Genomic DNA, 22,867 nt, shown 5'->3' with positions numbered 1-22,867 from the left:
GACTGGGACTTTTGCGACAGTCGGCTTTGAAGCGATACCAATTCAATACCGGACGCTTATCGCGACAGTTACGATGCGCCGCTCAATGCCGACATGATCCGCGTCCTTGATCGCCGAAGAGGCCTGCCTGTGAGCCTTTCCATTCTCTATGTCGCCATCGCCCGGCGACTGGGATGGCAGGCGGATGTGCTCAACACGCCCAGCCATATTTTGGTGCGCGTGGGGCCAGAGGACTCAACCGCGCTGATCGACCCGTTTCACGGCGGCGCGCTGATAGAGGCGGACGACTATGCCGCTTTGCTGGATCGCGCTGTGGGTCCGGGTGGTGGGATGCGTGCATATGATATTGCCCCCATGTCCAATCGGATAACCCTGGTTCGTCTGCTGCTCAACCAGGCTATGCGCGCGGAACAAGCCGGCGATACTGTACGCGCATCCATCCTCTATGAACGCATGACCATCATCGCGCCCGATCATGGTGCAGGATGGTGGGAACTGGCCCGGCTTCATCTGACCCACGGCAAAGTGGGTGGCGCTCGTACCAGCCTGAGCGCGATGCTGGAAATCACGCGGGAAAGCGAACGGCGGGCGCGAATCAGCGCGATGCTCGATCGTCTTTCCAGATCCGAACGAACGGCCACCGTGAAACGGGTTGTAGGAATATCGCGGCATTTGCGGGCTTTTCGCTTTGTGCTCGGCGAGGCGGCAGGCGTGCTTGCACCACCAGCTTCGCCATGAAAGAACAGGGACATATGTGGGCGGATTCGGGCAATAGAGCATATGCTGTCGGCATCGCGCGTGCGTTTGGCGGTGCGGTCATCTTTGGCCTTCCTCTGCTCATGACAATGGAAATGTGGTCGCTTGGCGTCACGACCCATCCTCTGCGTCTTCTGTTGTTTCTGCTGCTTAATTTCTGCATTCTGATCGCCCTCTCGCGCTTTGGCGGGTTTGAGCGCACCCATAGCTTGCCCGAGGACTTGCTCGATGCTTTGGCCGCATATGCGGTTGGCATCATCGCCGCTGCCGCCGTGCTTGGCCTGTTCGGACTGGTTGGGCTGGACACGCCGATCAACGAACTGGCAGGGATGGTTGCCGTCCAGTCTGTACCGGCGAGCTTCGGTGCGATTTTGGCGCGCAAGCAACTGAGCACTGGCCAAAACGAGGATGACGAAGATCAGGAAGCTCGCGCCGACGGCTATGGCGGGCAGTTGTTCCTGATGCTTGCTGGCGCGCTTTTCCTGGCGTTCAACATGGCGCCGACCGAAGAGATCAGGTTAATCGGTTTCAAGATGAGTCCGTGGCACAGCCTGGTCTTGCTGGCAGCGTCGATTTTGGTGCTGCATGCGCTCGTTTACGCGGTCGGACTCGCTGGACAGAAGGAACAGCCAGAGGGCTATCGCAGCGGACGGCTGTTTCTCGCCTTCACCGTCCCCGGATACGGTATTGCTGCGATAGTCAGCCTCTATATACTCTGGACATTCGGCAGCATCGATGGCGCAAGCCTGGAAGCGATGGCAGGAAGCATGGTCGTGCTTGGCTTCCCAGCGGCGGTCGGCGCCGCCATCGCCCGGCTTGTCGTCTAGGAGGACATGATGACGCGCAAGGTCGAACAAAGCGAGACGCCTATGCTCGAATGGGTGGCAGCGGCGATCGGCCTTGCCTTGATAGTTGCACTTGTCTTCGTTATCGGTCGCGAGGCTTTACGCGAGCGGGAGTCTGAGCCTCCATCGATAGAAATCAAGCTCGGCGCGATCCGGCAATCGGCATCGGGGTACATGGTGGCATTCGAGGCAATCAACCGCGCCGATGGCACGGCAGCCGCTCTGACTGTCGAAGGCACCGTGGCACGCGGAGAGAAGATTATAGAGCGTAGCCAGGCGACGATCGACTATGTGCCGGGACATGGCGGTGCAGGCGGTGCCCTGTTATTCAGCCATGATCCCCGACGCTATGCGCTGTCGGCCCGTGCGACCGGATTTCAGGATCCATAATTGAATGGTCGCTGTCGCGGCCGGTCAAGGCGTGGATGTAAGCTACGGCACCTTAATATAAAAGATGTGACTTCAACAATGCGCCGTCCTAAAAATTAGGACCCAAAGCATCCAGAAATCTAGGGGCTATTCGCCATGTAAATGGATGGGGCTCACTCGCATTGGACAGCTGCGGGCATGCAAAGGAGAAACGCCCCGCGGATGCCAAGCCTCCCTTGGGATTGGCCGCGAACGTTGTACCTACGCAGTTGCCGTCGTGATCCTGACACCGAAAGGTCGATCTGAGAGGCTGGCTGCACTTTGCTCAGCCCCACATTCTGCACAATCCTACAGTCATTATTTGGTGATGGTGGTCCCCAAGGCACGCATCGCCAGGGCGAGAGGAGCATAAAGACGTCTGTCATCGGCTATCAAGCCGTTAGGACATGGGCGGTCATCGTCCCAGCCCGGGTGGTCAAGGATCGGGTACAAGCAGATACCCTCCACCGGAATACCAAGCGATCGAGCGAGGCGGACTTCATCCATTATATGTGCGAACCAAGTCGGGCGCGGATCGCCCTCTATGCCGGTCTCGGCGATGAAGATCGGGCGGCCGTAACGAGCGTATGTTTCTGCCAGAATCCGGTGGAACGGCTTGTAGAGCGCATGCGCGCCATCGATCGGCGGGCCACCATGGATCCATTGATTATTGTGATAGAAATTGACGCCGATGATATCCAGGAGATCTGGTCTACCACCGATCTGCGGCCATAGCCGCCCAGCGATCAGATCCCAAGCCTGGAACTGGGCCTGCCGATGACCCTGCGCATGGGATGCATCGGTAGGACGGGCGGGATCGGTGACGACATTGATCACAGGTTCGGGATGGACGAAGCGCGCGGTCCTATCAACCGCGCGGATCGCATCCATTGCCGCGATGGATGCCCGCGCAAGTTGGACCTTAAGCTCGTATCCCCGCGCTGTGGCGAATGGATTGAGATAAGCCGCATCGCCGCCGCCCCAAGACAAGAACGAGATTTCGTTCACCGGTGTGTAGAAACGCTGGCCGACCGTCGAAGCCATCACGACACGCGCGGCTGCGGCGGCGAAGGCGGCGAAGCGCGTGACGAAGGCGGGCGTCCATACATCAATATCGTCAGGCCAGCCATAATGGAGTAAATCCCAGATGACCTGTGTTCCGCTCGCCTGCGCAGCCGTCAGTTGCAAAGACAGGCTCGACCAGTCGAAAATACCAGGCTCAGCCTCGATCAGATGCCAGCGCAGGCCATCGCGGACGGTCTTGATCCCACAGTCCTGAAGGAGCCGGTAATCCTGTTCCGCCAGCGCATCGTGGCGCGTGGCGGCGATGACATCAATGCGTTTGCGGTCATGGGCGCGGCGATGGGTGGAGCATTCAAATCCGCCCATAAGGAAGCTGTGAAACAGCGCGGGCGCTGGCAGCGGTTCGCGCACCGCCAGCGTGTCGAACAGAGCGGTCCATTGCAGCGCTACCACTTCCACCGCATAATCGGCATCGACTTTGGTCCTGAGCGCCGCGCCCAGACGATGGCGGAGCGCCGGATCGCCGATCAATCGGCCGATGGCGGCGGCGACGGCAACCGGGTCTTCATGCGGTACGAAAATGCCGCTATGCCCATGCTCGATCTGCTCCATGCTGCCATTGTCGGCGGTGGCGACGACGGCCAGGCGCGCAGCACCTGCTTCGGCGATGACATGGGGCATACCCTCGCCCCGCGAGAGCCAGACGAAGACGTCGAGCGCCGACAACAGGGCCGGCACGTCGGCGCGGTCGCCTAAAAACGTCAGCACGCCATCAAGTCCGAGAGCGCTCGCCTGCGCACCCAGCGAAGTGGCGTAATTCGGCAGAAACGCGTCAGGCCCGCCAATCACGAGGAAGCGCGCGTCGGGTCGTTTGCGATGCACCATTGCGGCGGCGACGATGAAATCCTCGACCCGCTTCTTGGGGTCGAGCCGGCCGAGCCAGCCGATCAACGGCGCTCCGTCGGCAATGCCTAGCGCAGCGCGGGTCGGCGTGCGTAACGCAAGATCGAAGGCGGCGGTGTCGACCATCGACGGGATCATGAGCGCATCGGCCTCGCGACCCGGCATCCTTGTCGCGGCAGCGTCGCGGATCGAGGTACATACGCCGACATAGCGGGTGGTCAGATGCTTCGGCCCGGCAAGCGCTTCGGACACTAGCCCACCATGCTCGATCAGCGGCGGGCGCAGGTGTAGCCGTTCCAGCGCGGGATAGATGTCGGCGACATTCTGGCATGATATGACGATGTCATAGGCGGGGATCAGGCCGGCAAGATAGGCGACGGTTTCATCGAAGGAGAGATGATAGGGCGTACGATCGACCGGCACCCCTATCGCTTCGAGCTGGCGATGGGTTTGTTCTGGCATGCCGGGCTTACGAAAACAAGCGACGACGTCGATCGCGTAGCGCCGCCGATCGAGCGCCTGCGCCAACAAGCGCACCTCGGTCTCCTCCCCGCCGACGACCAGCCAAGCGAAGACGAAAAGGATGCGGACAGGTCGGTCGATGACCACGCTCAATCGACCACTTTGAAGACGATCTGGAGGAATTCGGGACGTTGCACGATGAGATGGCGAAGGAAAACGGGGGCGTCCTCGATCGGCACGACATGGGTGATGAGCTGCGCCTTGATCTCATCCCCACGCGCGGCAAGCAACTTGATCGTCTCGGCCGCCAGCCTCCGCTTGTCCCAGGCAAAGGCCATGCCGCGCGGCACGCGGCCGATCTGCGCACAGCGCAGGTTGAGGCCGTTATGATGAAACTCCTCACCCAAGCGTAATCGATCCGCTCCGCCCTGGTAGAAGGCGAGGTCGATCACCGTGCCCTGCGGGCGCAGCGCTTGCATCGCCGCGTGCAGCGATGCGCTATCGGCGCGGGTCTGAAACACGACATCGGCACCACGATCGTCTCCGCCATGCAACCAGCGCGCCTTGGCGTGGTTCCAGGCCTGGTCCTGGGTCATGGGCGTCAGGCCAAGGCAAGCGGCGCGCAGACGCCGAAATTCGGAGGGATCGGCGATCAAGACTTCACTCGCGCCTGCAGCTTGCGCAAACAGGGCAACGAACAAACCAACGATCCCTGCGCCCATCACTAGCACCGGCCGCCCGGCTAGGCCCGCACCGAACCTGGCCGCATGAGGGCCGAGCAATTCAGAATCGGCATGCAGGATGCCGTTGGCGGCGATAGGCCCCATCTGCCCCACATAGATGCCCAGGATCGGATCGATACCGGGAGGCAGCTTGGTGAGCACATCGTGGAACGGGTCTGCAGTATGGCCGGTCTTGTGGCCATAGACCGTACCGACGACGTCGCCCGGTATATAGTCATCGACACCGCTTTCGATGACGCGGGCACTTTCCATATAGCCCAGGAACGGCACCGGATAATGCTGCTGCGGTTCGCCCTGTACGAACACGCCGCGCCCTGCGTCCCATCGCGCATGAAGATAGGGATTGCTGTTCTTGACGAAGGTCAACTCGGTGCCGGCGGAAAAACCGGTGTAAAGCGTTTCGAGACGAACGCGCCCCGGCTCCGGTGGCCCTTCGTCATAGCCATGGAGATAGGCTTGGTTGGGACATTCGACGCCGAGCGATCGGATATGGCGCCATTCAGACATGCGCCGGCTCCCGTGCAGGTGCGATGGAGACGGCAACGCCCGAGCGCGCGGATTCTACGACGGCGAGCGCCAGCCGATGCGTTTCGACCGCATCGGCATAGGGGCAACGAATATGATTTTCCTTGCCCTGCACCGCGTCGATGAAGTCGCGATCCTCCGCCCATACCGGGTCGCCATGCGCGCCGCGCACCGGACGACCGCGTCCGACGTCGACCATCAGGTCGCGGTCGGTGATCTCGATCGCAAGATTGTCGCCGAACAGATGCAGCCCGACGCGATGGCTCCATCCGAGCAAGCAGGTCGAAGCGAAATTTGCGACTGCACCATTGGCGAACAACAGGCTGGCGCTGCTGACCGTCGGCACATCAAGGCCGGGGAAGGCGTCGCGTGGCGTATGTCCGTTTAAGCCATAGGCGCGCACCACATTCCCCGAAAGATAACGCGCGAGATCAAGCAAGTGGGTAGTCTGTTCGACCATCTGCCCGCCCGACTGGTCCTCATGCCACCACCAGATCGGCGGCGGCGTGGAATCGAGCCAGTAGCCCGACATCAGCCGCGCTGGATTATGCGCGAGCAGACCGCGCACTTCGTCCACGGTATCGAGATAGCGCCAATGATAGCCGACCGCCGTGATCAACCCCGCGGCATCGACGCGGGCCGCGATCTCGTCGGCCGTATCGATGTCGAGCGCGACAGGCTTTTCGACGAAAAAGGGGATGCCATGGGCGATCGCCGCACGTTCTGGCGCGCCATGGGCGAAGGGCGGCACGCAGATATAGAGCGCGTCCAGTTCCACTGTGCGTAACATGTCCTCCATGTCGGTAAACGCACGCGCGCCAAAGCGTGCGGCCGCATCGCCAGCGCGTGCGGCATCGACATCGGTGACGGCGACGATCGACACATCGTCAAACTGTTCGAGTACGCCGAAATGGCGATGGGCGATGCCGCCCGCGCCGATAAAGCCTATCCGGGTCATTCGGTTTCCTTGCGGTCTACGCGCGTCGCACGGGCTTTCATAAAGGGCGGCAGTCTGTGCGATCATGCGGTCGGCGTCGAAGCGGTTCGCTTGTCGATCGCGCGCAGCGCTAGCTACCTGGCCAAGCCGTTCGCGATCGGACAGGGCATCGATCACGAGTGCAGCATAAGCCAGAGCATCCCCAGCAGGCGCAAGCCAGCCGCTCACCCCATCTTCCAGCAGTTCGGCGTTACCCGGCGCGTCGGTGGCGACGACGGGCAGCCCCGCCGCCATCGCTTCGAGCGCGACCAGCGAAAGCCCTTCGAAGCGTGAAGGAAGCAGCAACAGGTCGGCCGCGGCCATCAGATCGGGCATATCCTGGCGGCTGCCCAACATCCGCACCGATCCGGCCAGGCCCAGCGCGGCGATCTGCCTAGCGACAGTCCATAGCAACGGCCCCTCGCCAGCGAGCAGGACGATGCAGTCCGGATGTGCGGCAAGAATGGTCGGCAGCGCCTGGAGCAGCAGTGCATGGTCCTTCTGCGGCGCGAACCGTGCTGCCATCAGCAGGACCGACGCGTCATCCAGCCGCCATTCGCCACGCAGGGTGGCCCGATCGCGCGACGGCGCGCGATAGCGCACGCCATTGGCGATCGTTGCCAACAGATGCTGCGCGACGCCTGCTTCGATATAGCTTTGCGCGACGGCGCCAGATACGCAGATGACGCGATCGACGGCAGTCAGCCCCTCGCCATGATCGGCGCGCTGGGCTTCATCCGTCAGCAGATAGGGCAGATGTTCGGTACGGATAACGCCGCTGGCCCGGCCCTTCGCCGCGCGCGCCGTGACATGTCCTTCCCATCCGATGCCCGCATGGACATGGACGATATCGGGCTGACTGCGCGCGAACCAGCGGTCAAGATCGGCCGGGTTCGAGGCATCAACCGCTTTCACCGAAAAACCCGCCGCCCGGGCGCGCTCGATCAGTCGGGTGGCGCGCGGCGCCCCGATCGTCACATCGTTATCGGCGGCCAATCCCTGTGCCAGCGTCATCATATGTTCGCCGACGCCTGACGGATCGGGGCTTTCGGTCACCAGGCAGATACGCCTCCTGCCGCTGCTCAAGCGACCGACTCCTGGCCCAGCTTTATAGCCAGCCGGCGATAAGTGGCGAGCGCTTGGCCCACGACCTGGTCCATATTATAATATTTGTAGGTTGCAAGGCGGCCGACGAAGCTGACGTCTGGCAACGCATCGGCCAGCGCCTTGTAACGTCGATATAGAGCCTGGTTCTCGTCACGGGGAATAGGATAATAGGGGTCACCTTCATCCTGTGGATATTCATAGGTTATGCTGGTGCGGGCATGCTGCTGCCCGGTCAGGTGCTTATATTCGGTGATGCGGGTATAGGGTGTCTGCTCGTCGGGATAGTTGACCGTGGCGACGGGCTGGAACGTCGCAAAATCACGGGTCTGGTGCTCGAAATGCAAGCTTCGATAGGGCAAGGGGCCAAAGCGGCGATTGAAGTATTCATCGACCGGCCCGGTAAAGACGGTATGCGCGGCGCGTACATCGACATCGCGATAATCGGTCCCGGTCTGGACGGTGATGTTGGGATGGTCGAGCATCGCTTCGAACATTGCGGTATAGCCGTGCAGCGGCATCGTCTGATGCTTGTCGAGGAAATAGCGGTCGTCGGTGCTGGTGCGGGTCGGCACGCGCGCAGTTACCGACTTGTCGAGTTGCGATGGGTCCAGGCCCCACTGCTTGTGGGTGTAGCCGCGGAAAAATGTTTCATAAAGTTCCTGCCCGATGGCGGCGACGACCACGTCTTCGGACGTGTGCAATGCGCGCGGTTCGGCACGGTCGGCGAGAAAGGCAGCAGCGGCGGCTTCGTCCTGCAAGTTCAGATTATAGAGGCTGTTGAGCGTCGTGCGGTTGATCGGCATCGGCACCAGCTTTGCGCCCACACTGGCGAGCACGCGATGTTCATAGGGCCGCCACTGGGTAAAGCGTGACAAATAGGCGAACACATCGTCGCTGTTGGTGTGGAAGATGTGCGGGCCGTAGCGGTGGACCAGAATGCCCGCCGCATCTCGATGATCATAGGCATTGCCCGCGACATGGGGACGGCGGTCGATCACCAGCACGCGCTTGCCCGAACCGGCAGCAAGACGCTCGGCCAGCACCGCGCCTGCAAAGCCCGCACCGACGACGAGGACGTCGTAGTCGGGCCGGCGTGCGGCGGGGTGAACGGCAGGGCTAGTACCATAGTCATTGGCGACGACCAGGGTCGGCGCAGCGGGCTTGACCGAGACTGCTGCCATTTGCGCCTTCATGCCGTCAAAGGTCATGTCCCAGGATGTCGTTGCGAGCAGCGCGTCCGTTTCGTCTCGCCAAGCGCCGTCAACTGGGAGTGCGAGTGCGGCTTCGCACGCGGCGACAAAGGCGTCAGTTCCGTCGGCGATTGCGACGCCCTGGACCGCGCCATAGTGACGCTGCACATCGACAATGGGCGTGGACACTACGGGGCGCCCAGCGGCCAGATATTCCGGCGTCTTGGTCGGACTGATGAAGCGGGTTGCGTCATTGATCGCAAAGGGCATTAGCGCAACGTTCCAGCCCGACAGATAAGCGGGCAGGTCGGCATAGTCGCGACTGCCCAGCCAATGGATATTGGGATGGCGGGGAAGGTCGGCAGGATCGATCTTCACGACCGGGCCGATCATGACGATGTGCCAGTCCGGTCTGGCGCGCGCCACGGCGCCTATCAGTCCCAGGTCGATACGTTCGTCGATCACGCCGTAGAAGCCCAGGCGCGGGCCTGCGATGCTCGCCTGATCGGCTGGCTCGATAACGTTTCCGCGCGCAGCGGCAAAATGCAGCGTATCGACGGCCGACGGGAAGGGATGGATGGCGGCGTGACTGCCCCGTTTCGCTTCATACAGGCTGTAACCGCCGGTGAAGACGACATCAGCCCTCTTCATCAATGAGGCTTCCTGTGCGACCAGCTGCGGATCGGCGAAGCGGAATGCGGACAGTTCGTCCATACAGTCATAGATGATGGCATGCGCCTTCACATGGCCGGCAAAACCCAGCATCATTGGCGTATAGAACCATAATATGGGTTTGCTAGGGACTGATGTCGCGACCAGTGTGTCGAGCAGCTCGCGCAAAGCCGTCTGCCTGGCCTCATCATCCCACCAATGCGGCACGCGCGGGCGCAGGGCGATGACATTGTCGGCCGGAAAGGGATGATATTCCAGATAGGGCAAAGGATGATCGCACAAGATCGCCTCTTCCCAGAAAAAGACCCGCCGTTCAGTCGCAAAACGGCGCATCAGATGCTGGGGCCGCTGCGTGACGAAATCCCATCGCAGGTGGGAAAAACAGATTAGCGGGTTAAGGGAGGGATCAACTGAGATGCTGAGCTCGGACAAGGTCGTGGCATGTGTTGAACTGGAACCCTGCATCGTGTTCGTCCCCTTGTCATAAGCTGGCAATAAATGCTCGGGGATGCATATTATGTCCGCAGCCAAGCTGCTTTATCGCACTGATCCATGTTGGTGGGAGCGCCGCTTGCGCCGCTGGGCCTGCACAATCAGGGGCTGCAATTTTGCGATGCTGTGGTGCCATGTCCATTGTGCGAGCACGGCATCGCGCGGAGCGAAGGCCGCGTATTCTTCGCGCATCGTCATGATCGCCCCGGCGAAATTATCGGGGGAGGCAAGCATTCCGGTTTCGGGCTGGATATATTGGCGGCCGCAGACCAACTCCGCATTGGCGAGCACTGGAAGACCCGCCAGCATATATTCGGTCAGGATCGCGGGCGCGCCGTCGTCTCGCCCGCAGACGACGCCGAATTTCGCACGGTTCATAAGACGGTTTACCTCGACGAATGCGACGCCCGGCGGACCGACGAAATCGACGGACAGGCCCCGCGCGGCGGCATCGGCACGCAAGGCGTCGGCCATTTCACCATAGCCGAACACGCACAGGGCGCGGACGTCGTGGGGGCATTGCTCCAGCGCGTCGAACAGCAGGTCGTGGCGCTTGTAGGGCTGCGCCGCCGCGACATAGATGAGGTCATAGTCCTTGGGCATGCCAAGCGGCCGGAACTGGTCGACGCCCGCAAATTCGGGGCCGACTGGCAGGATGGCCGTCGTCATGCCGGGATGGCGCGCTGCCACTTCATCGGACTGCCATTGTGCCCCCGTCAGGACGATATCGAACCGCGCACTGACATCTTCGGGTACGCGCAGCGACGGCGCATCGATAGAATTATAAATCCGCACACCGTTGGCGCATGCATCGAGCAGAGTAGCGTCGATGCCCAGGCCAAATACCACCAATATATGCGGCGCGCCATGACGTTGAAACAACTCCAACATCGCTCTGGACTTTACAGGGCTTTCAGGACCGTCAGCAGGAACTCCGCGATAAGTAAGATGTGCGCTGCCCCGTTGAAGAGATTGACCACCCCCGATCACATGATGCCAGACCTCTGCTCGTTCCACTATGCCGCCTGTGATACAGGAAAGCGGCAAACGCTCCAGATAGCCTCCTTCGATAACAGGCTGAGGCAAATAGTCGGTGGTTTGCAGATTAGTATGGATGGTCGATGCCAGCTTTTCTTCGGAATATTCGATGCGGTCGCTGACGATTATGATCGACCGATCTGGGGACAGGGGCAAAGGGTTCATTTCATTCCATGCCCTTTTGTCGAGGTCAGCCGCCTTAGAGCCGCCAAATTGGATCAGCCATGTTAGCAGATGTCAGAGTGGCGGCAGGTGATTAATCCCTTTCAATTACCCACAAATGTTGCGGCTGACGTTAGCACCGATTTTGATGTCCATCAGGCGAGACCATCCTCTCCAGATGACGATGTTGCCAGGCGGCGGATCATGGGCTCGCGCAAGATAGCCTCCGAGCCGGGCGATTTGGGTTAGATAGTCGGAAAGGGTTCTGCCTGGCGGTTCATTCTTTCGGGAAGCTGCGAGGCGGTCGATCAGGGTAATTTCGACATCGGTCAGGATCAGCCGAGGCGATGCGTCAGGAGCAGCGCGATTGATCATGGTCATCCAAAACAGGCGCCATGACAGAATGCAGAATATGGCGATCAGATTGGCGAGGCGTTCGGCGGTCCGCAGCCGCGCATCTTCGGCTCGGCAGCCAGATTTGAGTATCTTGTGGAAGAGTTCGATCTTCCAACGCTGAGCATACCAGTCGAGCTTTTCGATGGCTTCGTCAGGCGTCGTTACCGGCAGATCGGTGATGAGCCGCCAGTCGATTGGGGGGCGCCCTTCAGGCGTTCCACTCTCACGGGCATGCAAGATGGTCAGGCTGAGGGAAGGATAGCGCTTTTGCTTTCCGATCGGCGGCAAAACTTGGATGCGCCTATAGCGCAGTTCGATGTCGGCATGATCGTCTTTGCCAATGGTGATCCGATGCGTGCCTTGCACGGTGGTTTCGCTCATTTCGTCGGCGATCGTATGGCCACCGTCGCCAGCCAGACGATCGACACAGGTGCGGACCAAGAAATGCGTGCCGAGCATCTGTGTTTCGCAGAAAAACTCGTAAATGTCGTTCTCCCGATCGCCAATATGAACCAGTCGCTCTGGATCGCCCAGCAGGGTGGTCGATTGACGCATATTCTCGAGCCAGCGGTAGCTCTCCTTCTCCTCGATCGGTACGCGCGTGGGATTGATCCGCCGCTTCAACGCGTTGGCACCCTTGAACTTGGTACGGGTCCAGAATTTCGCCGCTGTCAGACCCAGTGGCAATCCCTCAGTCGTGATCGCAAGGCTGGAGTGCATGAGCAGGCCGCAGACCGTATGAAGCCGAAGCCGACCATTCTCATCACGCCGGCTCGGCGCAAGCCCGATGGCGCCAATCGTTTCAGGATTGCGCCTTTGATAGGAGAATTCGGTGGTGTCCTGTAAAACTAGGATGAACCCCTCAAGCGCCGTCGCTCGTGCCCGTGTCGCCTGGAAATGCCCGGCAAGTATGTCTCCCTCGTTTACCGAGCCATTAGACAAAAAACGGTAGGCCGCCTTGGTATTGGCCCAGTCTTGGCACGCCATCGGTATCGGTGCGCCAATCGCTCCTGACATCTGCTTAAGCATCGTTCGAAGCCGTTCGCCCAATCGCTTATCACGAAAGGCGGCGGGATCGACTTCCCCGTCAGCCCATCCTGCCGCATCGAAAACGGATGTCTCCACGTTGCACCCCGCCAACCGCTTCAGGTGCCAGGGAATGAATCATGCTTGATTCCAGGCGAGCAATGCTCATGCGGCCAACGGAATCACGCTCGCGACCACTTGTGGGTAATTGAAAGCTGCTCGCCACGCTTACTGAGCAGCTGAAATGATGCACTTACCAAAAAGTGGCTGGTGGCGAGCGAAGCTGTTGGGTCTTGTTTCCGCGTATTTGTCGACGAGCGTGATCGCCGCACGACGTCGTTTGCGAATTGACCGTACTTGCTTAGCTAGTTCGTTGCAGGGTGTGGTTTGATGACAGCCTCGAGGGCGCCTTCCATGCCCACCATAAAAGCAGCAGGGTGGTAGTGCCGGCCGCAAATGACATAGGTGCAGCCGGAATATCGGTCAGAATGATGACCCAATGATTCCAAAAGTCCGTCTGGCCGATCGTCTCGAATCCAATCATCTGCATCGCCGTCGCTGCGGCTGCAAAGCCGAATCCGACCCGCGCGGTCGGCCTGCGGCATGCCAGCCAGAGCGCGAGCACGAGTGTGATAGCCTCGGCAAGCTGGAAAGCCGCGCGGAAGCCAGCAAAGCCAGCCCACCCGCCATGCGGAAACCCTGGAATTGCCGGTAACAGCCGGCCGATCACCGGAGGCAGGACGAGCAGCGCTGTGGCCAACATGGCTGCGGCATGGATCGGAACCTGCCGTCGATGAAAAAGGGCGTAGACGACCATGATTACGACGGACGGGCCTGCCACCATGTCGGCAATTACCAGCCTCGAGCCAAAGGCCGCATGGAACGGGTCGGCATTGCCCCGCCAGAGAATTGCCATTTCCTGCAGCGCCAAGGGCCCGGCCGCTGCAAATAGCGGGAGGATCACGAACGTAGCCAAGCCCGCCGTGCGGTGCCAGACCTGTCGTCGTGCATGGATCGACCAGCTTTGCGCCGTCAGAAGGACCAACCAAGCCGTAGCAGTTATGCCATGGGCGTGAAGCGCGAACGGCGCCTTGCCGAGTTGTCCCAAATAACCGGGCCAGAAGGCCAGCCCGATCAACGGGAATAGCAATAGCATCCAACAATATGCGTAGCGATAAGGCATTGTTGATCCCCCACGCGCATCATATCTTATCTCGCCGCAGCTACAAGAACGTAGGCCCGCCACACGTGCTGGTCGGTCCTGACCCTTTCGGTCTTTACGGAGCCAAGCTCTGTCGCCTGATTGCGGACATTGCCCAAGGATGGCTTCTCGTCCGAATATGTATAGCGGACGCACACGGCTTAGCTACATTCTCCCACATGAAGAAGATTCAGTCGGCAGCCATTCCTTTTCGTCTAGATGAGGCCAATAGGCTTTCCCTGTTGCTCATCACCTCTCGAAGGAAGGGACGCTGGGTTCTGCCAAAGGGAACGGTCAGCGGAATGTTACCTCACGCTTCGGCGGCGCGGGAGGCGTTTGAGGAGGCCGGCGTAATAGGCTCGATTGCGGAAACACCGTTCGAGACATATTATCTGCGAAAGAAGGTCGGATATGGGGCCGCGATCGAGATTCCGGTTCATACGTTCCCGATGCGCGTGACGGTAGAGCTGCAAACCTGGCCTGAAATGGATTTTCGGCAAAGGCGTTGGATTCTAGCGGGGCAGATTACCGAGATGGTCGAAAGCGAAGAGCTACGCTCGCTTCTCAAGCGTTTCGCTCAATCAGATCACGCACGCCTTAAAGCCTGAATGGATTGGCCAAGTGCCATCCGCTGCCTTACAATGTCGACCCTTGTCGGCCGCTCACCTCGAGATTGATGAGAAGTAATTGCGGTCGGTCCGCTCTTCGAGCTTACTTCGGTAGCGCGGCCAATAGCTCGATAACTCGGCGTCAAAGCCGCTGTGCGAGAGATACGCCAGTTAAAGGTGTGCCGGCGGTCGAACCGGCACAAATTATGAGAAGCCCCGCCATCGCTGGCGGGGCTTGGACGTAGCGGATTTAGTTGGGGGCCAATCGCGTAATCCGCAAAGTGGCTAACTTTCCGTTGTGGCTCTGGTTCCAACCTTCGTAGAAGGCTATATCACTTTTCGCCATTGTCCTTCACGCCGACCGTGGGGACTTCGATCTCTTCCTTTTTAGTGCCGACGACCACTTCTTTCGAATCGACGTCGACCTTCGGAAGAGCCCCGCCCTTGACGCTGACTTCGGGCATATCGCCCTCCTTCACATCAGCCGACCAGAAGCCAGTTGCGAAGAGCACACCGACTATTGCCAAGGCGACTATGGCAAGCATGGCAATGGTCCTGCCTGGGCCTCTTCGTTCGACGATCACGCGATCTTCGTACCTATTGTCAACCATCCCATCCTCCTATGTATTGATAAGAGCTGGAACGAAACGCGACACAATCTGTTCCGCTTGAGAAATATTATCAGTAGTCCATGGAGGGGTTCGGTAATTCCAGAGCAACCGGAATTTTCGATCAAAACTGATCGGTCTGGGGAATGATCTCCAACATTGTCGCAAATGATCAGTGGCGATCTCGAAGTCTCGCCAACTTGCTATGCTCACCGCGCACGCCCTGATGGGCGCGAACTGGCTTTTTTGAACTGCCCTCGTCAGCCGATCGATCATTCGTTGGGAGACGCACCGGGCATCCAAGGCCCAACACGTTCCGCAATCGCTTCAAGCGCGTCAGTCTGCCCGCAGACATAGCAGTGCCCCTGTATAAAAGAAGGTCGCCCTAGCTGGTCAATCGCCGGACAGGTGCAAGTGCGTCACAATCACAAAAATTCTCCCTTCAGGATAGTGAAGCTGCTCTACATCCTAGTTATCTGTAACTGAAGTAAGATACATTGTATAAGGCGCTTGCTGAGAGGGAGGCGTTGATGGCGAACGCGTTTGCAAAGGGGCGGCCGATTGAGCCATTGTTGGTGGCGGTGGAAGAGCGCGCATATCTTGAACGCAAGGTGCGGCGGCACTGGGTATCGCGGTCGCTGTCAGAACGATGCAGGATTATATTGCGCTGCGCCGACGGTCTGCAAAGCAAGATCGTGGCAATGGAGCTGTTAGCGTCCGCGCTCGTGGTGTAATTTCCGGTGTAGATTGAGGCGATCGCATGGGTGGGGCATGCCCCACCCATGCGAATTCGATCTCGGTGGCCACCGGGCTCATCGGTAAGGTGGAGTTACCACACTTCACACGCCCACCGAGGAGTTGATCCCGATGACCGACGATAGATTACCGCTTGCCGAGCTGATGGCGAAGACCGGAGATGGAGATTTCCTGCGCACGATCGCCGAGAACGTATTACAGATCATCATGGAGGCCGACGTCGATGGCCTGGTCGGCGCCGGCCGGCACGAGCGCTCCGGCGATCGCACGACCTGGCGCAATGGCTACCGCGACCGCAGTCTCGACACCCGGCTTGGCACGCTCAATCTCAAGATCCCCAAACTGCGGACCGGCGCCTACTTTCCCGGCTTTCTGGAGCCAAGGAAGACCGTCGAGAAGGCGCTGTTCGCGGTGATCCAGGAAGCATGGATCGCCGGCGTCAGCACCCGGCGCGTCGATGAACTGGTGCAGGCGATGGGCATGACTGGCATCTCCAAGTCCTCGGTATCCAAGCTGTGCAAAGACATCGACGAGCGGGTCCACGCCTTCCTCAAGCGGCCGCTTGCCGGCGACTGGCCCTACCTCTGGCTCGATGCTACCTATCTCAAGGTGCACGAGGGCGGGCGGATCGTCAGTGTCGCCGCGATAATCGCTGTGGCCGTCAACACCGAGGGCAAGCGCGAGATCGTCGGCCTGCACATCGGTCCTTCCGAAGCCGAGCCGTTCTGGTCGAGCTTCCTCAAGGACCTCGCCCGGCGCGGCCTGACCGGCGTGAAGCTGGTCATCTCCGATGCCCACGAGGGGCTCAAGGCGGCGATTACCCGCGTCATGGGCGCGACCTGGCAGCGCTGCCGCGTCCACTTCATGCGCAACGCCCTGGCCTATGTGCCCAAGGGCCAGAATACCGTCGTTGCCGCTGCCATCCGTCAGGTCTTCCTTCAACCCGACCATGCCGCTGCGACGCAGGTCTGGCGGCAGGTCGCTGATCAGTTGCGCGCCCGCTGGCCAAAGCTCGGCGCTTGCATGGACGATGCCGAGCACGACGTGCTCGCCTACATGACCTTCCCCGAGCAGCACCGGGTCAAGCTCCACAGCACCAATCCGCTGGAACGCCTGAACAAGGAAGTGAAGCGCCGCGCCGATGTGGTCGGCATCTTCCCGAACGAGGACAGCATCATCCGCCTCGTCGGCGCCGTCCTGCTCGAGCAGAATGACGAATACCAGCTCCAGCACCGCTACATGCAGATCGAGGGCATGGCCGCCCTTGCCACACCAATGATCGAGGAGGCACAGCCGCTACAGATTACACCCAAGGCCGCCTGAAAATGCAGCCCAGTGGCCACACCCGATTTTACACCACATTGACGGACGCGACCATGGAGCTTGGCGTTCACGAATACACAGTAGGCAAATGGCGTTGCCGCTTCTTGGCCGATCGTATTCATTCCATTTTTTGTCGTATCGTGCGTTCTCGCGGGTCAGGTTCAGGCACAAACGCTGGGCGACGTAGGCAGCGATATCGTCGTTACCGGGCGGGCCCAGAAATTGTACCGGGTGACAGATACCGAGATCGGGCGGGTGGATGCCGACCCGATGGATGTCCCGCAATCATTGCAGGTCATCACGGCCGATCTGATCCAGGATCAGGGCGCGCGAGACATTACCGATCTGTATCGCAATGTCGCCGGCGTCAGCGAAAACCAATATGCTACCGTTACTTATCGAGGCTTCCGACAAGACGGCATATTTTACGATGGCCTGCGTGGCGACCCTTTCCAGAGCTTCTCCGTGCCGAGCCTGTTCGGCGTCGAGCGCGTGAAGTTTCTGAAAGGGCCTGCCGGCATGCTATATGGCGCGAGCGCGCCGGGTGGCATGATCAACTATGTCACGAAAAAGCCGTCGGACCGCTTCCAGGCATCGGTGCGCGCGATCGCCGGCAATTATGACAGGCTCGGCGCGTCAGGCGAGATCACTGGCCCGATTGATCGCAACGGCGTAATCGCCGCGCGAATGGGCGCCTTCTACGAAACGTACGACACCATCCAGCGATTCACGAAAAAGGAAGCGACGATGCTGGATGGCGGCATCACGCTGCATGTCGCGCCGGATGCCAAGCTGATCACGCAGGTCACTCACTTCCGCCAAAACCTGCCGGGCAACCGCATTCGCGGCATCCCAACGACCTCCAGCGGCAATTTCCTGGCGCCGCGCGACTGGAACCACAATGAAGCGACCGACTTCACCAAACTCAATGGCACGGTCGTCCAGTCACGTTTTGACGGCGAACTGAGCGAAGCGTTTTCGTTTAACCTCGCCGGCCGCTGGTTTCGCTATGCGGAGGATCAGGATTTCCACGATCCGGTCGGTCGGATCGACACGAATGCCGACGGCGTCGTGGATGCGGTGTCGCGCGAGTTTCGTCGCCAGCATCGCGACATCGGGGGGCTGACCTTCTCGGGCAATGTGACAGCCCGTTTTTCGACCGGCGCCATCGAGCATCGTGTGACCGCTGGCGGGGACTGGTATCGGCAGACCCTGTGGTCGCTAGGGCAGCGCACGCGTGTCGGCGTGGCACCGGTTTCGTTCTGGAACCCTGTTTATGGCGTCAATCCGGTGTCCGGCTATGATCTGAGTGCCGGCCGCCGCGACGTTGCCGACACGACATCGCATCGCTATGGCCTGTTCGTTCAGGAACAGGCGACGCTTGGTCGCTTCATCCTGGTCGGCGGCCTCCGACAGGACTGGTTTGACGATCGTGATTTGGGCGACCCGAAGGCCTCAGGCGATCATCTGAGCTGGCGGGTTAGGGGCATCGTGAAACCGATCGATCCCATCTCGCTCTATATCAATTATTCGCAGAGCTTCGAACCGCAGGATCCCGGCTCTCAAAGTGCGAGCGTCGGCGGTCCCTTCGCGCCCATCGCCAGTCGACAGATTGAGGTCGGCGCAAAAGGCTCGTTGTTGGGCGGCCGGTTGCAGCCGACCGTTGCGCTCTACCGCATCGTGCGCAACAACATCCTTCAGGAAGATCCCACGATACCGCCAGTGGGTGGCTTCGATCAGCTTCGCCCGCTCGGCGAGGTACGAGCAAGGGCGTGGAGTTTACCCTGGCGGCGGACGTGACGCCGAACTGGGTCGTCGTTGGGAACTATGCCTATAACGATGCGCGAATTACGCAGGGCGTTCCTGGTGTCGTCATCGACAGCTCATTCGGGACGCGCTTCCCCAACGCGCCGCAACATCAGGCTGGCCTCTGGTCGCGATATCAGATCGCACGCTGGGATCTGGGAGTGGCGCTCGGAGGGCGTTATGTATCAAGGCAATCGGATCGCCGCGGCAATCAGGTCCGCGGTTACACTGTCTTCGACGGCAGCGTCACCAAGGGGCTGGGCTTCATCGACGTGATGATGCGCGTCGAAAATATCTTCGACAAGACATATGCCCTCTCCACGCTGGACGAGATTCGCGGATCGTTCCTGGGACGGCCACGCAGCTTCTTCATAGAGTTGCGCAAGACGATTTGATGGCATCCGCCTCGATGCTTGCTTCATCGCCGATGGCCTCCCTGCACGGTCCGGGTGCCTGTTCTTGGCAAAAGCCGTCCTTTCAGCGGCACGCCGACAACGGCGGCTTCGTCTCACGATGCGGGGCTACCCGCGGGTGAAATCGACCCTAATCAGACGCCCAGCGACCAATTTTCGCTCCCCAGGTGCAGACCGTCAGCTATTCCAGCGGCTGTCGACCCGGTATCGCCGTTCCTCTGTGGTGAAGTGAACGTCCGGATCTGACAGGAGCCGCCGGTCGAGCATCCCCGGCTGCCATCGGTCGCGATGTGATCGCGTCCACCCTCGGGTTAGTTAAAGCGCCCTGTTAAGAGGAAACAGAGCTTTGCTAAACCCGCAGCCTCGTCTTTTGGTCCGCACCAAAGGTCATACAAGGATAAAAACATATTTTGAACCGGCGTCACGACGGTTCGTTGTAGTAGCTCCTCTTATCAGGATGAACGGCATGCTGAATGCTTTCAATTCTCGCCCACTGGTGCCACCTGCTTCCTTCGCGACCCGCATCCTCCCATGGCAACCAAGCGGAGTCGCCGCGCTGGTCAACCACACTGCGTCAGAAGGAAACGTTCATGATCAGGCATCACGCGCGGTGCTGCTTGACCACATCGCGTCGCTGCTCGAGCAACCCTTACTAGCGCCAATGGGCGCCGATGAGGCGGCGAAGACGAATGCTTTGCTCGTGCCCGGCGACGCGCTCGAGGAAGATGCGGCTACCCAGGCTGGCATCTTCGACCGTAGTGACATTCTGGGAGGGGTCGTGCCGGCGTTCTTTATCGGCACGAAGGGCATTGCGCATGGTCTTGTCGATGACAATGCTCAGCGCCCCCAAGAGTGGTCATTTGAAATGGCCAGGCTCTTGGGCGATGCCGCGCTGCCAGGCTATACTGCTTTTAGCCATGCAGATGCTGCCAAAGCCGGCCGCCTCCTTCTTGCTCAGGGGCCAGTGCGGATCAAAGACGTATGCGGTAAAGCTGGCCTCGGCCAAGCCGTGATACACAGTGAAGCCGAGCTTGATGCTGCCCTAGCCCTTGAAGATGCCGAGGATCTCGCCTGCTACGGCATTGTGCTGGAGGAAAACCTTTGTGACGTAGTGACCTACAGCGTCGGTGTTGTCGAACTTGGTGGTGAAACCATCAGCTACTGGGGAAGTCAGAACCTGACCACCGATCATCAGGGTCGTGAGGTATATGGCGGTTCCGATCTGTTCGTCGTGCGGGGAGGCCTTGCCGGTTTGGCGAAGTTAGACCTGCCTGAACACATCACCCAAGCTGTGCGCTGCGCGGCCATATTCGATAGGGCGGCGCATGCCGCCTATCCCGATATCATCCTGACCCGGCGCAATTACGATGTGATTGAAGGCACCGATATACACGGTCATCGGCGCATCGGCGTGCTTGAGCAATCCTGGCGGGTGGGTGGCGCGAGCGGTGCGGAGATTGCGGCGTTCGAAGCCTTCCGCGCAGAACCTGATACGACGCATGTCCGGTGCTCTACGGTTGAGGTCTATGATATCGTAACGCTCCCTGCTGGTGCGACGCTCTACTTTCAGGGCGTCGACCCGGTGGTCGGTGCAATGACCAAATACGCAGTGCGGTACGCATGAGCGACCCAAGCAAGATTGACGAAGATGGGGTTGCCCTCAGGGTTGACGAACAGAAGGTTGTCGGCACTCTGCTGCAACCTGAAGTGCCTGTCCCCGGCTTTCTATTCATTCATGGCTGGGGTGGCGACCAGGCCGAGGATCTGGGACATGCCGAGGCGCTTGCGCGGCTCGGATGCGTATGTTTCACTTTCGATCTTCGCGGGCATGCCGATAGCGACGCAGATAAAGAATGGGTGACACGACAGGACGGACTTGATGATGTGCTCGCCGCTTATGACTACCTCGCAGCGAACCCACTTGTCGATACGAACGCTATCGGCGTCATAGGCACAAGTTACGGCGCCTATTTGGCTATGTTGCTTACAGCACATCGCCCAGTGCGATGGCTGGCCATGAGGGTGCCTGCCCTTTACCCTGACAATGATTGGGACATGCCCAAGTCAAAACTTAATAAGGAGATCGTGCGAGCCTATCGTGAACAGCCACATGAAGCAGGTGCGGACCGCGCCCTGTCAGCTTGCGCTAATTTCTTCGGTGACGTGCTGATCGTTGAGTCCGAGAAAGACGAGCGAATTCCACGTGAGGCTATCATCTCGATGCAGGCGGCTTTCCGCCAGGCAAACTCACTTAGCCATCGCATCATCCACGGCGCTACCCACGCCATGCGAGACGCAAACCACCAGCGGACCTATGCGACCCTTTTGACCGGCTGGATTGAAGAAATGGTTCGGGCGGTTCGACTAACGATTTAATTATCCCCCATCATCTCCACTTACTGTTGTGCTGGAAAAGCAGGCAAGAAAGTGGGCAAGGCCATGTCTTTCGGACGTGTCCCGCACGGACAATAATGGATTGGCTGACTTTATCGGCAGGAATTTCTTTGGTCTCGACCTACTTAGACAGCTTGCCGAACCGTCAAAAGTGAGACGGCAGATCGAGGCCGGGGCAGTCGTATCGCAAAACGAGACTGAACTATTGGTCGCGGATGGGTCCAGGCGGCTGACGCTATTTGCCGGTCAACTCATCGATGTGACCGAGGAAGATGCCCTTCTCCGCACTCTCTCTCGTGCGGGGTATTTTCATCATGACTTGGATCAACTTCGACGATTGGCATGAAACTCGATCTCCGCACGGAGCTTGATAGAGCTGAGAGGCCCAAAGGGCCTGCACGCGCAGAAAGGTCGATAATATGCCTGGTAACGAGAATGGCCTGGATCCCAAAAACGGCCAGTCCGAAGAGCTTCCCCATTGCGGACCCGCTGGCGACGTTCAGCCCAATGCGGATGACCTCGACCCGCGCACGCGCGGCGGCAACCCGTAAGAAGACGTAGAGGACCGGCCCTTGGTCGGCACCGTGTCGCCGGAGGATTATCCCGAGGCCGACCGCGCCGACTCCCGTCCCTGATGATCGAAGGAATTGCAATGAGCACGACTTTGGAAGGTAAATTCGCCAGCAGGACCGAGGCGGACCTGGCGATCGAGCGGCTGGTGCAAGAGATCGGGATTGAGCGGACGGATATCTTCATTTCGACCGAAGGCGACCAGAACAGCGCCGGTAGCATGATCGCCGGTTCGGACGGCGAAACGGTTGGTCAGGCCGCAAGAGACGATGCCGCACTTGCGGGACGGATCATCGTGTCCGTCGATCTGCAGGACGAGGCCCATGTCGAGGCGGTGACCGCCGCCATGCGCGAGTTCGCGGCGGCTATGTGACCTCGCGCCGTCATCTGCAGGAAGGCGTTTTAGTGCCCAGCGGATGCGATAGATGCGAGCGCAAGTCCGGCTATGCTCCGATATTTTATGT

General features: G+C 59.9%; 17 protein-coding genes and 2 pseudogenes. 11 read left to right on the top strand and 8 right to left on the bottom strand.

Going from position 1 to position 22,867, the window contains the following annotated elements; all coding sequences use genetic code 11:
- Window positions 1-45: 45 nt before the first annotated feature.
- From U5A89_RS02025 to U5A89_RS02015, 3 genes are read left to right on the top strand one after another with little or no spacing between them, the layout of a single operon-like run.
- Complete coding sequence (locus tag U5A89_RS02025; protein ID WP_338160140.1) at window positions 46-738, top strand: transglutaminase-like domain-containing protein; 693 nt, start codon at window positions 46-48, stop codon at window positions 736-738.
- The gene (locus U5A89_RS02020; RefSeq protein WP_338159536.1) at window positions 735-1,583 is read left to right on the top strand and encodes a TIGR02587 family membrane protein; all 849 of its coding nucleotides are present in this window, start codon (window positions 735-737) and stop codon (window positions 1,581-1,583) included. The genes U5A89_RS02025 and U5A89_RS02020 overlap by 4 nt, the downstream gene beginning before the upstream one ends.
- Window positions 1,584-1,592: 9 nt before the next feature.
- Complete coding sequence (locus tag U5A89_RS02015) at window positions 1,593-1,991, top strand: hypothetical protein (RefSeq protein ID WP_338159535.1); 399 nt, start codon at window positions 1,593-1,595, stop codon at window positions 1,989-1,991.
- 336 nt (window positions 1,992-2,327) lie between these two features.
- Here U5A89_RS02015 and U5A89_RS02010 read toward each other — a convergent pair whose 3' ends face one another.
- From U5A89_RS02010 to U5A89_RS01980, 7 genes are all read right to left on the bottom strand, one after another.
- Window positions 2,328-4,544 carry a glycosyltransferase family 4 protein gene (locus U5A89_RS02010; protein WP_338160139.1) on the bottom strand — a complete coding sequence of 739 codons (2,217 nt, stop codon included), beginning with the start codon at window positions 4,542-4,544 and terminating at the stop codon, window positions 2,328-2,330.
- A gap of 2 nt (window positions 4,545-4,546) precedes the next feature.
- On the bottom strand, window positions 4,547-5,647 hold the full coding sequence (locus U5A89_RS02005; RefSeq protein WP_338159534.1) for a zinc-dependent alcohol dehydrogenase: 1,101 nt from the start codon (window positions 5,645-5,647) through the stop codon (window positions 4,547-4,549).
- Window positions 5,640-7,727 carry a glycosyltransferase gene (locus tag U5A89_RS02000; protein ID WP_338159533.1) on the bottom strand — a complete coding sequence of 696 codons (2,088 nt, stop codon included), beginning with the start codon at window positions 7,725-7,727 and terminating at the stop codon, window positions 5,640-5,642. The genes U5A89_RS02005 and U5A89_RS02000 overlap by 8 nt, the downstream gene beginning before the upstream one ends.
- On the bottom strand, window positions 7,724-9,943 hold the full coding sequence (gene glf / locus U5A89_RS01995) for a UDP-galactopyranose mutase (RefSeq protein WP_338159532.1): 2,220 nt from the start codon (window positions 9,941-9,943) through the stop codon (window positions 7,724-7,726). Before glf ends, U5A89_RS02000 begins: the two co-directional genes overlap by 4 nt.
- Window positions 9,944-10,147: 204 nt before the next feature.
- Entirely contained in the window at window positions 10,148-10,993 is an 846-nt protein-coding gene (locus tag U5A89_RS01990; protein WP_338159531.1) for a glycosyltransferase, read from the bottom strand.
- 417 nt (window positions 10,994-11,410) lie between these two features.
- The gene (locus U5A89_RS01985; RefSeq protein ID WP_093084954.1) at window positions 11,411-12,823 is read right to left on the bottom strand and encodes an IS4 family transposase; all 1,413 of its coding nucleotides are present in this window, start codon (window positions 12,821-12,823) and stop codon (window positions 11,411-11,413) included.
- A 262-nt stretch (window positions 12,824-13,085) separates the two neighbouring features.
- A complete protein-coding gene (locus U5A89_RS01980) occupies window positions 13,086-13,880 on the bottom strand; it encodes a hypothetical protein (RefSeq protein ID WP_338159530.1) in 795 nt (264 codons plus the stop codon).
- A 224-nt stretch (window positions 13,881-14,104) separates the two neighbouring features.
- Between U5A89_RS01980 and U5A89_RS01975 the strand changes: the two genes are divergently transcribed.
- Window positions 14,105-14,533: an NUDIX hydrolase gene (locus tag U5A89_RS01975; RefSeq protein ID WP_338159529.1), complete on the top strand. Its 429-nt coding sequence runs from the start codon at window positions 14,105-14,107 to the stop codon at window positions 14,531-14,533.
- Window positions 14,534-14,865: 332 nt separating this feature from the next.
- On the opposite strand, the gene U5A89_RS01970 is transcribed toward U5A89_RS01975, so the two are convergent.
- Complete coding sequence (locus tag U5A89_RS01970; RefSeq protein WP_338159528.1) at window positions 14,866-15,144, bottom strand: hypothetical protein; 279 nt, start codon at window positions 15,142-15,144, stop codon at window positions 14,866-14,868.
- 527 nt (window positions 15,145-15,671) lie between these two features.
- On the opposite strand from U5A89_RS01970, the pseudogene U5A89_RS01965 reads away from it, so the two are divergent.
- The 7 genes and pseudogenes from U5A89_RS01965 to U5A89_RS01930 form a co-directional block, all read left to right on the top strand.
- A pseudogene (locus U5A89_RS01965) lies at window positions 15,672-15,851 on the top strand (IS630 family transposase); the annotation flags it as partial.
- Between the two features lie 157 nt (window positions 15,852-16,008).
- On the top strand, window positions 16,009-17,220 hold the full coding sequence (locus U5A89_RS01960; RefSeq protein WP_338159527.1) for an IS256 family transposase: 1,212 nt from the start codon (window positions 16,009-16,011) through the stop codon (window positions 17,218-17,220).
- Between the two features lie 270 nt (window positions 17,221-17,490).
- Window positions 17,491-19,421, top strand: a pseudogene (locus U5A89_RS01955) (TonB-dependent siderophore receptor).
- 484 nt (window positions 19,422-19,905) lie between these two features.
- On the top strand, window positions 19,906-21,063 hold the full coding sequence (locus tag U5A89_RS01945) for a DUF3182 family protein (RefSeq protein WP_338159524.1): 1,158 nt from the start codon (window positions 19,906-19,908) through the stop codon (window positions 21,061-21,063).
- The gene (locus U5A89_RS01940) at window positions 21,060-21,815 is read left to right on the top strand and encodes an alpha/beta hydrolase family protein (protein WP_069063954.1); all 756 of its coding nucleotides are present in this window, start codon (window positions 21,060-21,062) and stop codon (window positions 21,813-21,815) included. Before U5A89_RS01945 ends, U5A89_RS01940 begins: the two co-directional genes overlap by 4 nt.
- Window positions 21,816-21,891: 76 nt before the next feature.
- Window positions 21,892-22,179 (top strand): hypothetical protein, encoded by a 288-nt coding sequence (locus tag U5A89_RS01935; protein ID WP_338159523.1) that lies wholly within the window; start codon window positions 21,892-21,894, stop codon window positions 22,177-22,179.
- A gap of 306 nt (window positions 22,180-22,485) precedes the next feature.
- Window positions 22,486-22,776 carry a hypothetical protein gene (locus U5A89_RS01930; protein WP_338159522.1) on the top strand — a complete coding sequence of 97 codons (291 nt, stop codon included), beginning with the start codon at window positions 22,486-22,488 and terminating at the stop codon, window positions 22,774-22,776.
- Window positions 22,777-22,867: the final 91 nt, after the last annotated feature.

Source organism: Sphingobium sp. HWE2-09 (assembly GCF_035989265.1).
Classification (GTDB): Bacteria; Pseudomonadota; Alphaproteobacteria; order Sphingomonadales; family Sphingomonadaceae; genus Sphingobium.
Note: the sequence above shows the minus strand (reverse complement) of the source record. Positions and strands in the feature narration are given on the sequence as shown.

Bases quoted from the DNA above. Each gene is read 5' to 3' on its own strand.
- U5A89_RS01960 (WP_338159527.1), top strand. From the start codon at position 16,009: ATGACCGACGATAGATTACCGCTTGCCGAGCTGATGGCGAAGACCGGA.
- U5A89_RS02015 (WP_338159535.1), top strand. From the start codon at position 1,593: ATGACGCGCAAGGTCGAACAAAGCGAGACGCCTATGCTCGAATGGGTG.
- U5A89_RS02005 (WP_338159534.1), bottom strand. From the start codon at position 5,647: ATGTCTGAATGGCGCCATATCCGATCGCTCGGCGTCGAATGTCCCAAC.
- U5A89_RS01930 (WP_338159522.1), top strand. From the start codon at position 22,486: ATGAGCACGACTTTGGAAGGTAAATTCGCCAGCAGGACCGAGGCGGAC.
- U5A89_RS01990 (WP_338159531.1), bottom strand. From the start codon at position 10,993: ATGTTGGAGTTGTTTCAACGTCATGGCGCGCCGCATATATTGGTGGTA.
- U5A89_RS01980 (WP_338159530.1), bottom strand. From the start codon at position 13,880: ATGCTATTGCTATTCCCGTTGATCGGGCTGGCCTTCTGGCCCGGTTAT.
- U5A89_RS01970 (WP_338159528.1), bottom strand. From the start codon at position 15,144: ATGGTTGACAATAGGTACGAAGATCGCGTGATCGTCGAACGAAGAGGC.
- U5A89_RS02020 (WP_338159536.1), top strand. From the start codon at position 735: ATGAAAGAACAGGGACATATGTGGGCGGATTCGGGCAATAGAGCATAT.
- U5A89_RS01945 (WP_338159524.1), top strand. From the start codon at position 19,906: ATGCTGAATGCTTTCAATTCTCGCCCACTGGTGCCACCTGCTTCCTTC.
- glf (WP_338159532.1), bottom strand. From the start codon at position 9,943: ATGCGCCGTTTTGCGACTGAACGGCGGGTCTTTTTCTGGGAAGAGGCG.
- U5A89_RS01940 (WP_069063954.1), top strand. From the start codon at position 21,060: ATGAGCGACCCAAGCAAGATTGACGAAGATGGGGTTGCCCTCAGGGTT.
- U5A89_RS01975 (WP_338159529.1), top strand. From the start codon at position 14,105: ATGAAGAAGATTCAGTCGGCAGCCATTCCTTTTCGTCTAGATGAGGCC.